We start from the raw sequence: 15317 nt of genomic DNA on the forward strand, positions 1-15317 counted from the left end.
CCCTTGGTTTTACATACCTATGAAAGCAGGTTTTGACGGAGCAGGAACTCTAACTGCTTATTGGCCAGCAATAGTTGTTCCGTAAGTTCTCGGTTCTCTTTGCGGAGCGCATATATTTCATATGCCTTTTCAATATTAATACGCAGGTCTTCGTCCATCCAGGGTTTTTGTATGTACTTATATACTTGCCCTTTATTAATTGCATCTATAACCGCATTAATATCAGCATAGCCGGTAAGCAAGATTCTTATCGGGTCTGGAAAATCTGGTATAATAGATTCCAGGAACTCAATTCCGGTCATGACAGGCATCCGCTGGTCAGTGATGATCACATGAATATTTTCAGACTCCAGTATCTTCCTTCCCTCTACTGCCGATTCTGCAGTAAAAACATTAAACAACCTCCTAAATCCGGCCTTAAAAGAGTTCAGGTTATGAACTTCATCGTCTACGTACAAAACACTTATTAATGTATCTGAACTCATATCCACAAAATATTTTTGTTAAATATATCACTTTCGGGTGTTTTTTTAAACACCTGTCTATAATTTCAGTATTTGATTCAGTAGCGGCAAACAAATAAACAAACACTGCTGCCAGCCAATAAAAAGTTAAACATACATTTTTATAATAACCTTTAAAACCCTAATTTTAGTAGATTTTAACGGGTACCGTAATACCTGCTAGGGCATAACTAATCGACACATGCATTTTCTTAAAGACAACAACACTTTTCTTAAAGAGGCTATTCTGACTACTGAACTTCAAAACGATGTTTATCTTCCGACATTTTTCCGTATTAATAAGGAAGAAGATGAAACAGCATTGAAGGATCTGCTGCTCAGCGCACCTCATATCCAGGTGTTTGACACAATCTACCACCAGTTGAAAGACCTGATCAAGTCGATAAACCCTAACAGGGTCCTCGACGATCGGTCGATACGACAAGCTATTGAAGCGCATTTGAACGGAACGGACATATCTGTATATGGCGTTTGGGTGTATTACCCCTGGCTTGGCAAAGTGGTGCATATTCTGGATGAACAGGAGTATATTACGGTACGGACCAATCGCAATAAGCATAAAATAACGCAGGAAGAGCAGGACCGGCTTGCCGAGAAAAAAATCGGTGTCATCGGTCTTTCTGTTGGTCAGTCGGTTTCACTGACCCTGGCCATAGAACGCGGCTTTGGAGAGTTGCGGATTGCAGACTTCGATACCCTGGACCTGACAAACCTTAACCGCATTCGTTGTGGGGTACATAATGTAAACCTCAAAAAGACCGTGATCGTAGCTCGCGAGATCGCCGAGATTGATCCTTTCTTAAAAGTAGTTCCTTTTCATGAGGGCATTACGGAAAATAACCTGGAAGAGTTTCTTGCAGGAAACGGAAAACTGAACCTTCTTATTGACGAGTGTGACAGTATAGATATAAAGATCAATTGCCGGGTAAAGGCGCGGGAAATGGGCATACCCGTGGTTATGGAGGCGAGCGACAGGGGAACGATTGACATTGAACGGTTTGACCTTGAGCCTGAACGGCCAATTCTACATGGCTCTGTGGCACATTTGGACATTAGCCGCGTAAAAGACCTCAAAACGAGTGAAGAAAAGCTTCCTTATATGGTGCCCATCAGCGGACTCGAAACTTTATCGCCCCGCATGAAAGCTTCAGCTATTGAGATCATGCAAACCATTACCACATGGCCGCAGTTATCAAGCGCCGTAACTTACGGGGGCGGTATCACAGCTGATCTTTCGAGAAAGATATTACTTGACTCCCTGCATGTTTCCGGGAGGTTTTTTATTGATATAGACGAACTGATCAGCGATCCACCCAAAGAAAGGGAACTGCAGCAGCAGGCTACACCTCCTTTAACAGTGGACGATATGGACAGAATGTCGGCTTCGAGCAGCGTTTCAGATGGCGAGCCGCTTGGCAGTGAAGAACTGGAACTGATGGTAACAGCAGCCGGCCTGGCACCTTCGGGTGGTAACAGTCAGCCCTGGAAATGGCACTATAAGAATAATATACTGCACTTATTTTTCGATAAGTCGTGTTCAGACGCATTTCTGGACTTCAATGATACTTCGTCGATGATTTCCCTGGGTGCAGCCATTGAGAACCTTTTGCTTACTGCCGAAAAAGAAAGGCTGGAGGTGATCTGGGAATACGCTTCATCTGGTTTCCCTACGCATGTGGCATCATTCAGATTCAAAAAAAATAAGGAGGCGCCATCGGAATTATCGCTTAAACTTGCCGCCCAGATCGGAAACCGGCATACCAACAGAAAGAACAGTTCCAGGGTACTGATGGCACCCGAAGAAATGCACCATTTGTCGAAGGTCGTTACAGATGTACCTGGCGCTGAGATAGAATGGGTGTTTGATGTAAAACGCCAGCAGCAGATTGGCGAGATAGTGGCGGAGACCGATTTGATGCGGTTCTTTACGCCCGAGGCCCATTGGGATTTTATCCACAGGGAAATGCGCTGGACACCTGAGGAGGTTCAATCCAGAAAGGACGGGATCGGTGTGCATACGCTTGATCTCGGCATGAACGATTTGATTGGTCTCCGTCTGCTTAAGGATCCGCAGGCGATTGACTTCCTCAAAAAGATTAACGGTGGTACGGTGTTTAAGAAAGTATCCGTAACACAAATGGCTACGGCGTCGGCAATCGGGCTGGTGACGATGCCTACCATCGCCAATCAAGATTTCCTGGAAGGTGGCCGTGCTGTGGAGCGATTATGGCTGGCAGCCTCAGCTTATGGTTATCAAATGCACCCATTGTCTGTTCCTCTGGCCTTCTTTTACAGAAACATCCATGGCAAGGGTGCCGGACTAGATCGCGATACTTCTGCCCACCTAACTGAGTTAAGACGAAAATTCTGTCAGATTTTTGACACCAATGATGAAAAAGCTGAGATATTTTTGTTCAGGCTCTTCAAAGCTTCTGATTCGGAAATGAGAACGATCCGCAAACCCATTAAAGACACACTAAGTATTGGAAACTAACAAACCAAAAATAGATAAACTGCAGTTCCGGGCTTTCAGGGCTGTGGACGAAAGGCAGACCTGCCTTAAATTTGTAGAAGGGCATACTAAGGTTCTGGAGATATTCGGGATCACGCAGATCACATCTGCTAAGATTGACTGGATGCTGAATCCGAACGTTTATCTCGTGGTTGTAACAGCCGAAGATGACGACAGAATTCTGGCTGGCGGAAGAATACAGATCGCCGATGATAAATTTCCACTTCCCATTGAAGATGCAGTGGGCTATATCGATGATCGCATTTACAAGATGGTGATGGAGGAAAACACGCTGGTTACAGGAGAATGCTGCGGACTGTGGAATTCATGGGAAGTTGCGGGGCTAGGTATCGGCAGTATCTTTCTAGGCCGTACATGTGTTGCCATTACCGAACAGTTAAAGATGAAATCACTTTTTGCTTTGTGTGCGCCTGCTACTTATCGAAACTGCATCCGCACGGGCTTCAGGGTAATTGACAACATTGGCAACAAAGGCAAGTTTTATTATCCAAAAGAAGACCTCACGGCGACAGCCCTTATTATAGACGATGTTATTACGTTGGACAACACATTCCCGGAAGAGCGGGAGGCCATTATGGAACTCAGGAACAACCTGGTTATGGATAAAACGGTAGAGACCAAACATGGTCCTATTGATATACATTTTGACTTAAGAATCAAAGGCATCACATCTTGAAGAGGTTTACATTTTTGATCGGCATGCTGATCATGACCGTGTGGTCGGTATGCAATGCTCATGACAACATCGCAGATTCTAACGTTCAACGCACTACCGACCTGGGCGAGCGCGCCTGGTTGCTCCCGCCCCGCGAAGGCAACGACCGGATCGAGGACATCCGAAAATCTGACTGGTTTTACCGGAGCGACAGCAAAGTCATTAATTTTGGCATCTCTAAAAATGCCGGCTGGGTAAAACTCCATATGACTTCGCCGAAGCAGGACAACGCCGTTCTGCTTATAGAGCAATCGAGGTTGATGACCCCGGAATGCTATGTGGTTACTAATGACAACCTGATAAGGCGTGTGCCTGTGACGGCCATTAAAGACGTTCCTAACCGTCAATGGCCGGGAACCGGATTTATAGCTAACCTGCCAAACATTCCAGGCACAGATTCTTATGAGGTTTTCATTAAACTGATGAGCAATGAATTGCTTGTAACAACTTTGAAGGTAGGCACCAAGGAGTCTCTGAGCGGCGATCTGATTTCAAAAGAGATGCTCTTCGGCTTGTATTCCGGAATCATGTTTGTGATGCTGATCTACAATTCATTCCTGTACATCTCGGTACGCGACAGAAGTTACATTTATTACGTGCTGTACATTTTGTCGATCTGGCTCACACAAATCTCCATTTCGGGCTTTGCCAGCAAATATCTGTGGTTAAATAATGATTGGCTTGCGGCAAACTCGGTAAGTGTGTTCTCGTCGCTTTCGGGGATCACTGCCTTTATCTTTATTAAGGAATTCCTTAATATCGGCAAGTACGAGAAACTCCTCTCTCGACTGATTTATTTTAACCTGTCTACCTTTTCGCTTAGCCTCTGTTTTACCCTTTTCGGGGCCAGACATCTGGACTTTATTACGATGCAGCTGGCCACTTTCGTGGGCTCATTGATTGCCTTATATATCGGCTTCATTGTATACAAACAAGGCTTTGCCCCCGCAAAATATTTCCTGATCGCCTGGTCGTTATTACTGGTAGGTGCATGTTTGTTTATCATGAAAGATTACAACATTATTCCGTACAATAATGTAACGATTTATATCCTGCAGATCGCTTCTGCAACCGAAGTCACTTTACTGTCGTTTGCCCTTGCCGATAAGATCAATATCTTTAAAAGAGAGAAGGAAGAGTCGCAAGCGCGTGCGCTTGAAGTTGTAACGGAGAATGAGAAATTGGTAAGGGAACAAAACGTGCTGCTCGAAATCAAGGTAAAAGAACGTACAGAGGCTCTTGAAACAGCTAATGATACGTTGAATGCCACGCTTACTGACCTGAAGGAAGCTCAGTCGCAGTTGGTGGATCAGGAAAAGATGGCCGGGCTAGGACAATTGACGGCGGGTATCGCCCATGAGATCAATAACCCGATCAATTTTGTGACCTCCAATATAAAGCCTCTCGAACTGGATATCAACGACCTTAACGATGTTATCCAAATGTACGAAAAGCTGGATCCGGAAAAAGACCTCCAGTCTCAAATCAGTGCGATCGAATCTTTCAAGAAACGTATCGATTTGAATTTTGTAAGGGAAGAGATCAAATCCTTGCTTTCCGGTATCGGTGAAGGCGCTAAACGTACGGCCGAGATCATCAGAAGTCTTAAAAATTTCAGCCGGCTGGACGAGAACGACACCAAGCCTGTCAACATTGCTGAAGGGCTCGATTCTACGCTGGTGCTGATCAGAAGTACCTTCCCGGGAAACCTTAAAATTATTAAAGACTATCAGCCCGTTCCGGAAGTCGAATGCATGCCGGGCAAGATCAATCAGGTGTTCATGAACCTGATGTCGAACGCTGTCCACGCCATAAAGTCTAAACCGGTACAAAATGAAGAAGAGTTTATCTCCCTCAAAACATGGCAGGAAGGGGATCATGTAAAAATAAGCATTAAAGATTCAGGAACCGGTATGCCGGATTCCGTCAAACAAAAGATATTTGAGCCGTTTTTTACAACCAAGGACGTTGGTGAGGGAACAGGCCTCGGTTTATCCATCGTTTTCAGGATTATCGAAAACCACAGGGGCACAATTGATGTTGTAACAAAAGTTAATGAAGGTACCGAATTTATTATTAACTTGCCTATAAAACATTAATACTCCTTTTATGAGCACGCAGACCATACGTGTCCTGTACATCGATGACGAGGAAAGTAACCTGGTGGCTTTCCGGGCAGGTTTCAGAAGACAGTATGAGATATATACTGCGCTTTCTGCGGTTGAGGGCATAGAGCTGCTGGAGAATGTTGAAATCCATGTCATACTGGCCGATCAGAAAATGCCTGAAATAACAGGGGTTGAGTTTTTTAGGCGCATTTCGGAAACCTTTCCAGACCCGGTTCGTATATTACTGACAGGCTACACAAATATAGAGGCGCTCGCCGACGCCATAAACCACGGCGACGTATATAGGTATGTAACCAAACCCTGGAACGATCTGGAACTTCACAATTCGATCAAAAATGCGTACGACGCTTACAAAGCCAAAATTGATCTGAGGAACAAGGTAGCTGAACTGGAAAAAACAAATGATGAGTTGAACCGGTTTATCTACAGTATATCGCACGAGCTTCGCGCACCTCTTGTTTCTACGATGGGCGTTGTTAATCTGGTAAAGATGGAAGGCTTGTACGACTCATGCGGCGAATACTGGGGCCTGATCGAGTCGTGTTCCAACAAACTGGATTATTATATCCAGAAAACACTGCAGTATTATAAAAACAACAAGGTAGCTTCCGAGAATTCGCTGGTAAGTTTCAATGCGCTCGTCAGTGAGCTCGTTGACCTTTATGCGTATACAGATACGGATACCAAGTTTGATTTAAACATCCGGCAAACAGGTCCGTTTTACGGCGATGCATTTCGCATAGAGGTAATCCTTGGCAACCTGATTTCAAACGCCATCCGATACCAGAAAGAGGATGAACAAAACAAGAGGGTAAGCATCAGCGTCCTTGCTACGGAGGAGGCAGCGGAGATTATCATCAGCGACAACGGCGTGGGTATACTTAATGAGCATCTGGAAAAGATTTTCACGCAGTTTTTTAAAACGAAGACAAATCACGGAACAGGGCTCGGGCTCTTCATTGTGAAGGAGGCCCTGAACAAAATCAACGGCAGGATCTCTGTGACTTCAAGTGATCTGGAGGGTACAACTTTTAAAATATTTATTCCTAATGTCAAGTAAAGCAAGAAAGGTCATGCTGATAGATGACAATGAAATTGACTTAAAGATCAATTCTAAGGTCATCAATATCTCTAAGCTGTTTGACCAGATTATAACCTGTCAGTCGGGAGACGAAGCCTTATCTTATTTAAACAGGAACCTCGATGACGAAGATAACCTGCCCGACTTTATTCTACTGGATATCCAGATGCCGGAAATGGATGGCTTTGATTTTCTGGAGATTTTCAAAAACTTCCCGGATCGGGTAAAAAGTAAATGCCTTATTGCCATACTATCGTCTACACTGGACTTTGGCGATATTAAGCGCGCCGAGGCCAACCCTTACGTTATTAAACTCCTTAAAAAGCCGCTCTTCCCCACCGAACTTCAGGAAGTCCTGGATAAGTACTTATAAAAAAAAGCCATCTTTTCAGATGGCTTTACTCTGTGCGCCCACCTGGGCTCGAACCAGGGACCAAAAGATTATGAGTCTTCTACTCTAACCGACTGAGCTATAGGCGCAGTGAAAATCTATAGTGATTTTGCGAGTGCAATGTTACATATTTGTATCGAATTATGGAAACGGATTTAGCACAAAAAATAAAAAACATCATTTTCGATTACGGCAATGTAATCTTCGAAATTGACTTCTTAAGAACCCAAAATGCCTTCTCTAAACTGGGTATCAGCAACGTGGAGGAGTTTTTCGCACATAAAGGACACAACCAAATCTTTAACGATCTGGAAACTGCAGCGATCAGTCCGGCGCAGTTCAGGGATGCGATAAGAACGGCGACCGGCAACCAGCAGCTGACCGACGGGCAAATAAACGATGCCTGGAATAGTCTGCTGATCGGCGTCCCGTCTAAACATGTACACGACACGCTGCTGAGGGCCAAAGAACGATACCGGACATTTCTGCTGAGCAATACCAATGAAATCCATTACAACTGGATCACAGACCATCTGAAGAATAAGTATGAGATGACCGGAAACGAATCCCTGTTCGAGCGTGTCTATTACTCCCAGCAGATGTTCCTTCGTAAACCCGACATAGCTATATTTGACCGTGTACTGCAGGAAAACGGGCTCAAGCCAGAGGAAACATTATTCATAGACGACAGTCCCCAGCACCTGGAAGGCGCCCGAAAAGCAGGTTTGCGTACCCTGTTGATGGACCGGCATCCTTCGCAACTGCACACCTTCCTGTCTGATCACGGGCTATTATAACCGCCGTCTCTTCTTTTCTTTGATGATCAGGCTCAGCTCACGGCTGGTTTGTCCGGCTATAGAGGTATTCTCCTGCGCCCTTCTGAACAAATAAGGCATAACCGCCTTTACCGGTCCGTACGGAACATATTTAGCCACGTTATACCCGGCGTCAGATAAATTAAAGCTGAGGTTGTCACTCATACCCAGCAACTGGGCGAAATACACATGTGGGTGATTATGACTGATACCGTGTTCATCCAGCAGGTTTGAAAGCAACCGGCAACTTTCCTCGTTATGCGTACCGCAAACAAAGGCCAGGCTGTCCATATGCTCTACCGCATATCTTAGTGACGCATCAAAATCACGGTCGGACGACCCCTTGTCGGGTTGTATCGGTGAAGGATATCCCATCTCTTCCGCACGCTTGCGCTCCTTTTCCATATACGCCCCTCTTACCATCTTAACGCCGAGAATAAAGCCCTCCTGTTGCGCCGTTTCATGATCGGCAATCATTCCGGAAAGCTTGTCATGGCGATACATCTGGTAAGTGTTATAAACGATAATCCTTTCTTTGTTGAACAATCGCATCATGTCCATCGCCAGCCTATCGATGGTATCCTGAATCCAGGTTTCTTCAGCATCGATCATCACCGGGACACCCTTGTCGAACGCTGCACGGCATATCTTCTCACATCTCTGCTTTACCTTACCAAACTCCGCCTCTTCTGCTGTAGTTAGAGATTGCTTTGCATCAAGTTTTTCCAGCAGTGCAAAGCGCCCTATACCCGTAACCTTAAATACGGTTATAGGTATGCGCGGGTCGCCCGCCGCCCGTTCAATGGTACGTATGATCTCTTCACAGGTAAAATCAAAAACCTGCTCATCCTCCTCGCCTTCCACCGAGTAATCAAGTATGGTACCCACTTTACCTGCGTGAAGCTGCGCTATGGTGTGCTCGCATTCGGCGATGGTTTCCCCCCCGCAAAAGTGCTTGAAAATCGTCTTCTTGATAAGTCCCTTAATTGGCAGTCCGATGTTGAGCATAAAGTTGGCAACCGGCGGCCCCGTACGTGTCAGAAAATTGCTGCTGATGATCTTAAACAGCCAGTACGCCGCGTTTAATTCGCCGTTGGATTTGTTGCGGAAAGCGATTTCGGTATCATCAAAATTAATTGATTTCTTGGGAGATAGTTCCATTTATGGATTGCAGTTAGTCGTTTTGCGACAAAAATATAAAATCCCCGCCACTGGGCGGTAAAACACTTTATAAATAGTTGTAAGTTTGTCCTGATGATAGAGTTTAAACTTGAGGGCGAATTTATTCCGCTGATACAACTGCTAAAGGCGACCGGACTTGTAATGAGCGGAGGCGAAGCGCAGACGATTGTTGAAGACGGCCTGGTAAGATATAACGGCACTGTAGATTACCGTAAACGGCTGAAGGTACGCCGCGGTGATGTAGTTGAATTTATGGAACAAAAGATCTTAGTAAGCTGATGGAAACGATTGAAAGCGCAGGCTACAATGTTTATTTTGAGACCGGCCTTGCGCCGCTCTCAGAACTGATTCAATCGGGCAAATACAGCCAGGTTTTCGTTTTTGTCGACTCCAATACGCTGGAATCCTGCTTACCTGTGTTTCAAAGTATGCTGGACGGTTTTTCAGCTTTCGATCTGATTGAAACAGATCCGGGAGAGGAAAACAAAAACATCGATTTTTGTATAGGCATCTGGAAAACCCTTCTGGATTTTGAAGCCGACCGCAAGTGCCTGATGATTAACCTGGGCGGCGGGGTGGTAACCGACATGGGCGGTTTTGTGGCGTCTACCTACAAGCGGGGTATCGACTTCGTCAACATTCCTACTACGTTGTTATCGCAGGTTGATGCTTCTGTGGGTGGTAAGACCGGCATAGATATCGACAACGTTAAAAATATGGTGGGCACTTTTGCCCTGCCTCAGGCAGTATTTATCGAGAGTGCTTTTCTCGGTAGCTTGCCCAAGCGTGAACTTCTTTCAGGCTTTGCGGAAATGGTGAAACACGGATTAATAGCGGATGCAGAATACTATAAGGCGCTTAAGGAAAGCGATTATGAAGCAGTTAACATTAAAGACATCCATCACTCCATTGCGATTAAAAACAAGGTGGTGACTACCGATCCGCAGGAGAAAGGGCTAAGGAAGATATTGAACTTCGGGCATACGATAGGACATGCCGTAGAGACCTATTCGCTAAAGCACGATAAAAATCCGCTTACGCACGGCGAAGCCATTGCCATAGGGATGGTATGCGAGGGATATCTTTCTAAGCTTAGCAATAACCTGACAGCGGCTGAACTGGAAGACATTTCTTCCTATATTACTGCCATATATCCGGCCTACGCGATAAAGCCGGAAAGTCACAACGCGCTGCTCGAGCTGATGAAGAGTGATAAGAAAAACGAAAATGGGCAGATCATGTTTTCTTTACTTCGTGAAATCGGGCATTGTGACTTCAACTGTCAAGTAAGTGAAGCACAGGTAAAAGAGAGCCTGGAGTACTATAACGGTCTGGCCTCATAAATATTTTCACTTTGCTATTGACAAATTAAAATTACTTTGTACATTTGGCGGAACAAAAAAGAAATGAACAACATCACTACATATTGGTTTGGATACTTTTACTACTTTAGTAAGAGCCGGGACTAATATGCATTGATATCAGCAAGATAAAAGTATATAAAAGTCCCGGCCAAACGCCGGGACTTTTTGCGTTTAAAGGATAAGATTTAGAACAAAAAGTTAAATGAAAAAGGCACCAAGAGTAGCGATTCAAGGCATTAAGGCATCATTCCACGAAGAAGCTGCATTCAAGTTTTTTGGAAAGGACATCCAGACTGTTGAGTGCTCTTCCTTTAAGGAAACCTGCGATGTGCTGCGTGATGGCGAAGCCGACTACGTGGTAATGGCCATCGAGAATTCTATTGCAGGCAGCCTGCTTCCCAACTATACCCTGATCCGCGAGTACAACTTTGCCGTGGTGGGAGAAGTTTACCTGGCTATCCAGCTTCATTTGATGGCACTTCCGGGTGTTAAATTCGAAGACGTAAAGTTTGCAACCTCCCACCCCATTGCGATCCGTCAGTGTGTAGACTTTTTCTACGACTACCCACATATTCAGGTTATTGAGGGAAGTGATACCGCCGCCTGTGCCAAGAAAATCAAGGAGCAGCAGCTTACCGATACAGTAGCCATTGCCAACACGCTTGCTGCCGAATTGTACGGATTGAACATCATTGAAAGACGAATTGAATCAAACAAAAAGAACTTCACCCGCTTTCTTATTCTCAAAAACGACCGCTCTGAAGAGGTTACCGATATCAATAAAGCATCTATATGCTTTCAGATCGGCAACCACGTTGGGGCACTGGCCAAGGTGTTAAATATTTTCGCCGAACAGAAAGTTAACCTGACCAAAATACAGAGCATGCCGGTTTTAGGCAAGCGCAACGAGTATTACTTCTATATAGACATGGAATGGTCGGACATGGAAAAATACGACAAAGCCATACGCCAGTCACTGAAATACACCGTCGACTTTAACATTATGGGCGAATACCAGAAAAACGATAAAGTCTGATAAACACATAAACAATATTTAAATTTTTAAACCCCCAAACAATGAAACTACAATTAAACATTCAGCCACTTAACACCTGGCTAAACACGAACAACGAACCACTTATTATCTCTGGTCCATGCAGTGCCGAAACGGAAGAGCAGTTGCTCACCACAGCGCATTTGCTGGCAGACACAGGCAAGGTATCGGTATTAAGAGCCGGGATCTGGAAGCCGCGTACACGTCCGGGAGAGTTTGAAGGTATCGGCAGCATCGGTCTCGAATGGTTGAAGCGCGCTAAAGCAGAAACCGGCCTTCCGACAGCAGTAGAAGTGGCCAATGCCAAGCACGTAGAAGAGGCCCTGGCTGCAGGAGTTGATATCCTGTGGATCGGAGCGCGTTCAACCGTTAACCCATTCACCGTACAGGAAATTGCAGACGCGCTGAAAGGTGTCGACATTCCGGTACTGGTTAAGAACCCGGTAAACCCTGACCTGCAGCTTTGGGCCGGCGCCTTAGAAAGGATAAACCGTGCGGGCATCACCAAACTTGGTGCAATTCACCGCGGCTTCTCTTCTTTCGAAAAGAGCTCTTTCCGCAATGAACCTATGTGGGAGCTTGCGATTCAATTGAAGACCTTATTGCCGGATCTACCTATTATCAACGACCCTAGTCACATCTGCGGTAATCGTGAACTGATCCCTTACATCGCTCAGAAAGCGCTTGATCTTGACATGCAGGGATTAATGATCGAATCTCATGTGGATCCTTCTGTGGCCTGGACCGACGCAAAGCAACAGGTTACCCCTGCAGCGCTTGCAGAACTTGCAAATAACCTGACCGTACGTGAACCAGAGTCTAAAAACGAGGCATTTACCGATCAGTTGGCCGACCTCCGTAAGCAAATCGACAAAATCGACGACCTGCTGCTGCAAAAGCTTGGCGAGCGTATGGCAATCGTTGGAAAAATCGGGGAATTTAAGCGCGACAACCAGGTAACCATTTTACAGGTAAACCGCTGGGATGCCATCATTAAAAAAGGTCTTTCTTTTGCAAAAGCACTTAAGCTGGATCAGAACTTTATCGAGAAATTCCTTGAATTGGTACACGGAGAATCTATCCGTAAACAAACTGAAATTATGAATGCCGGTAAAGCAGAAAAAGGAATTGCAGCGGAGGCTCATACAGAAGTTAAATCTTAATAATGGGCAAGAACGCGCTTGTTTCCTTTATTGGAGAAAAACATATTGACACAGAAATCTGCCTGACAGGTTCAAAAAGTGAATGCAACAGGGCACTGATCATCAGTGCCCTTAGCGAAGGCACAGTCGGAATCGAAAACATGTCGGACGCCGCTGATACTGTTACCCTGAAGCGTATACTGGACCAGCTATCTTCAGGCAACGCGCACCAGACTGTGGATGTTGGACCGGCGGGTACAGCCATGCGCTTTCTTACAGCTTTTTTGCCGACAAGAACGGGAGAATTTACGCTGACCGGCACAGAGCGCATGAAAAAGCGCCCAATTGGCATACTCAGTGAAGCGCTCCGCGATATCGGCGCAGATATAAGCTATGAAGAAGAACAGGGCTTCCCTCCTTTGCGTATTAAGGGACCTTTTCAGCAGCGCACAGATACTGTACGCATACAAGGTGATGTAAGCAGTCAGTACATCTCTGCACTGCTTATGATTGCTCCAACCCTGCCGCTCGGTCTCACCTTGCAGATTGAAGGCGAACTTACGTCGCTGCCTTATGTAAATATGACGCTGGACATGCTGAAGGAGGCTGGCATTTCGCATCACTGGAACGGCAATGAGATCATCATTCCAAACCAACAGTTCAAGGCTGCTACGCTGAGCGTTGAGCCCGACTGGAGCGCAGCTTCCTATTGGTATAGTATTGCAGCATTGGCACACAAGGCGAAGATCGCTCTGCCTTACCTGAAAGATAAGAGTTTGCAGGGCGACAGCCGGATCAGGTCTATTATGGAGGCTTTCGGTGTCAGCACACAGAGACAGCAGAACGGCATCGCACTTGAAAGCTGCCCTAAACAGTTCAGCAACGATCTGCTTGATCTGAAAGACTGTCCCGATCTGGCGCAAACCATCATTGTATGCGCTGCCGCATTGCGACAGAATCTTTCATTTACAGGTCTGGAAACATTGAAGATCAAAGAGACCGACCGCATAAAGGCCTTACAAACAGAACTGGCCAAACTTGGCGTTACGCTGGCGGCCGACGGCCTGGTGTATACCCTGAACTGCGACAATCTGCATTTTCCTGAACGTGTCACTTTCAGCACCTACGAAGACCACAGGATGGCGATGGCATTTGCCCCTTTAAGTCTCTATATTAAAGAAGTCGTGCTGGAAGAGATGGATGTGGTCGAAAAATCCTATCCTGCTTTCTGGGATGACTTACAGAAGGCTGGTTTTACTGTTACAGAAATTTAATTTAAGAAGATGGCTGGTAATACATTCGGACAACTTTTCCGTATCACGACCTTTGGCGAGTCGCACGGTGCCGCAATAGGGGTTATTATTGATGGCTGCCCTGCGCAACTGCCTGTCGACCTCGACTTTATACAGTCGGAGCTTGATAAACGCAGACCGGGACAATCTAAAATAACCACACAACGCAAGGAGAGCGACACGGTACAGATTCTTTCGGGCACCTTTGAGGGTAAAACCACCGGTACGCCAATCATGATGCTGATTCCCAATGAGGATCAGCGGAGTAAAGACTATAATCATAACACCGACGTATACAGACCTTCTCATGCCGACTATACCTATGATGCGAAGTACGGCATACGCGACCATCGTGGCGGGGGTCGTTCCTCGGCCAGGGAAACGGCGGCACGTGTGGCAGCCGGAGCCATAGCAAAACTCCTGTTAAAGCATCATGACGTTGAGATCTTTGCGCATGTCTCTGCGGTCGGCACTATTCAGGCACCAAACCTCACCACCGACAACATCGGCGAACTCTTACAAATACGGGAGGAAAACATTGCGAGATGTGCAGATCCGGCAACAGCCAACCAGATGATCACCTTTATCGATGGTGTAAGAAAAGATGGTGACACCGTAGGCGGAAAGGTCAGCTGCATCGTAAAAAACTGTCCGGTTGGCCTCGGGGAGCCGGTGTTCGACAAGCTCCATGCTGATCTCGGAAAAGCAATGCTCAGCATCAACGCTGTTCACGGCTTCGAATATGGGTCAGGTTTTGCCGGAAGTGAGATGAGAGGCTCGGAACACAATGATATATTTCTTGCTGCCGAAGGTGGCTTGCCTAAAACGCTGACCAATTTCTCGGGCGGCATACAGGGTGGCATATCTAATGGGATGGAGATCAATTTTACGGTGGCTTTTAAGCCCGTAGCTACCATCATGCACAATCAGCAAACCATTAATTCAGCCGGCCAGGCCGCTGAAATCACTGGCAAAGGCAGACACGATCCTTGTGTAGTCCCACGCGCTGTAGTGATTGTAGAAGCTATGGCAGCATTGGTACTGGCAGACCATCTGCTAAGAAACAAAACGAGCAGATTAAATTAATCTGCTCGT

Annotated in this window: 14 protein-coding genes and 1 tRNA gene; 12 read left to right on the forward strand and 3 right to left on the reverse strand. The window is 45.9% G+C overall.

Going from position 1 to position 15317, the window contains the following annotated elements; genetic code table 11:
* Window positions 1-17: 17 nt before the first annotated feature.
* Entirely contained in the window at window positions 18-485 is a 468-nt protein-coding gene (locus tag QEP07_RS06025) for a response regulator (RefSeq protein ID WP_256004456.1), read from the reverse strand.
* A gap of 220 nt (window positions 486-705) precedes the next feature.
* On the opposite strand from QEP07_RS06025, the gene QEP07_RS06030 reads away from it, so the two are divergent.
* Genes QEP07_RS06030 through QEP07_RS06050 form a run of 5 tightly spaced genes read left to right on the forward strand, consistent with a single transcriptional unit; the run spans window position 706 to window position 7355 of the window.
* Window positions 706-3018 (forward strand): Rv1355c family protein, encoded by a 2313-nt coding sequence (locus tag QEP07_RS06030; RefSeq protein WP_285009071.1) that lies wholly within the window; start codon window positions 706-708, stop codon window positions 3016-3018.
* A complete protein-coding gene (locus QEP07_RS06035) occupies window positions 3008-3733 on the forward strand; it encodes a hypothetical protein (protein WP_285009072.1) in 726 nt (241 codons plus the stop codon). Before QEP07_RS06030 ends, QEP07_RS06035 begins: the two co-directional genes overlap by 11 nt.
* Window positions 3730-5871, forward strand: a complete 2142-nt coding sequence (locus tag QEP07_RS06040) for a sensor histidine kinase (RefSeq protein WP_285009073.1) — start codon at window positions 3730-3732, stop codon at window positions 5869-5871. Before QEP07_RS06035 ends, QEP07_RS06040 begins: the two co-directional genes overlap by 4 nt.
* Before the next feature lie 10 nt (window positions 5872-5881).
* Window positions 5882-6961 (forward strand): hybrid sensor histidine kinase/response regulator, encoded by a 1080-nt coding sequence (locus QEP07_RS06045; protein WP_285009074.1) that lies wholly within the window; start codon window positions 5882-5884, stop codon window positions 6959-6961.
* Window positions 6951-7355, forward strand: coding sequence for a response regulator (locus QEP07_RS06050; RefSeq protein ID WP_285009075.1), 405 nt, complete (start codon window positions 6951-6953; stop codon window positions 7353-7355). Before QEP07_RS06045 ends, QEP07_RS06050 begins: the two co-directional genes overlap by 11 nt.
* 33 nt (window positions 7356-7388) lie before the next feature.
* On the opposite strand, the gene QEP07_RS06055 is transcribed toward QEP07_RS06050, so the two are convergent.
* Window positions 7389-7462 (reverse strand) — tRNA-Ile (locus QEP07_RS06055).
* A gap of 54 nt (window positions 7463-7516) precedes the next feature.
* Here QEP07_RS06055 and QEP07_RS06060 point away from each other — a divergent pair.
* Window positions 7517-8170: an HAD family hydrolase gene (locus QEP07_RS06060; RefSeq protein WP_285009076.1), complete on the forward strand. Its 654-nt coding sequence runs from the start codon at window positions 7517-7519 to the stop codon at window positions 8168-8170.
* Here QEP07_RS06060 and QEP07_RS06065 read toward each other — a convergent pair.
* Window positions 8165-9349 carry a proline dehydrogenase family protein gene (locus QEP07_RS06065; protein WP_285009077.1) on the reverse strand — a complete coding sequence of 395 codons (1185 nt, stop codon included), beginning with the start codon at window positions 9347-9349 and terminating at the stop codon, window positions 8165-8167. The two genes, QEP07_RS06060 and QEP07_RS06065, sit on opposite strands and share 6 nt — an antisense overlap.
* Before the next feature lie 93 nt (window positions 9350-9442).
* Here QEP07_RS06065 and QEP07_RS06070 point away from each other — a divergent pair, with 93 nt between their 5' ends.
* From QEP07_RS06070 to aroC, 6 genes are all read left to right on the forward strand, one after another.
* Entirely contained in the window at window positions 9443-9649 is a 207-nt protein-coding gene (locus QEP07_RS06070) for an RNA-binding S4 domain-containing protein (RefSeq protein WP_256004427.1), read from the forward strand.
* Window positions 9649-10713, forward strand: coding sequence for a 3-dehydroquinate synthase (gene aroB / locus QEP07_RS06075; protein WP_285009078.1), 1065 nt, complete (start codon window positions 9649-9651; stop codon window positions 10711-10713). Before QEP07_RS06070 ends, aroB begins: the two co-directional genes overlap by 1 nt.
* A 223-nt stretch (window positions 10714-10936) precedes the next feature.
* A complete protein-coding gene (locus QEP07_RS06080; protein WP_285009079.1) occupies window positions 10937-11770 on the forward strand; it encodes a prephenate dehydratase in 834 nt (277 codons plus the stop codon).
* 41 nt (window positions 11771-11811) lie between these two features.
* Window positions 11812-12951, forward strand: coding sequence for a chorismate mutase (locus QEP07_RS06085; RefSeq protein ID WP_256004419.1), 1140 nt, complete (start codon window positions 11812-11814; stop codon window positions 12949-12951).
* A 2-nt stretch (window positions 12952-12953) separates the two neighbouring features.
* Window positions 12954-14204 (forward strand): 3-phosphoshikimate 1-carboxyvinyltransferase, encoded by a 1251-nt coding sequence (aroA, locus tag QEP07_RS06090; protein ID WP_285009080.1) that lies wholly within the window; start codon window positions 12954-12956, stop codon window positions 14202-14204.
* 9 nt (window positions 14205-14213) lie between these two features.
* Window positions 14214-15308, forward strand: a complete 1095-nt coding sequence (gene aroC / locus QEP07_RS06095) for a chorismate synthase (protein WP_285009081.1) — start codon at window positions 14214-14216, stop codon at window positions 15306-15308.
* Window positions 15309-15317 lie beyond the last annotated feature (9 nt).

The sequence above is a fragment of the Pedobacter faecalis genome, assembly GCF_030182585.1.
In the GTDB taxonomy this organism is placed as follows: domain Bacteria; phylum Bacteroidota; class Bacteroidia; order Sphingobacteriales; family Sphingobacteriaceae; genus Pedobacter; species Pedobacter faecalis.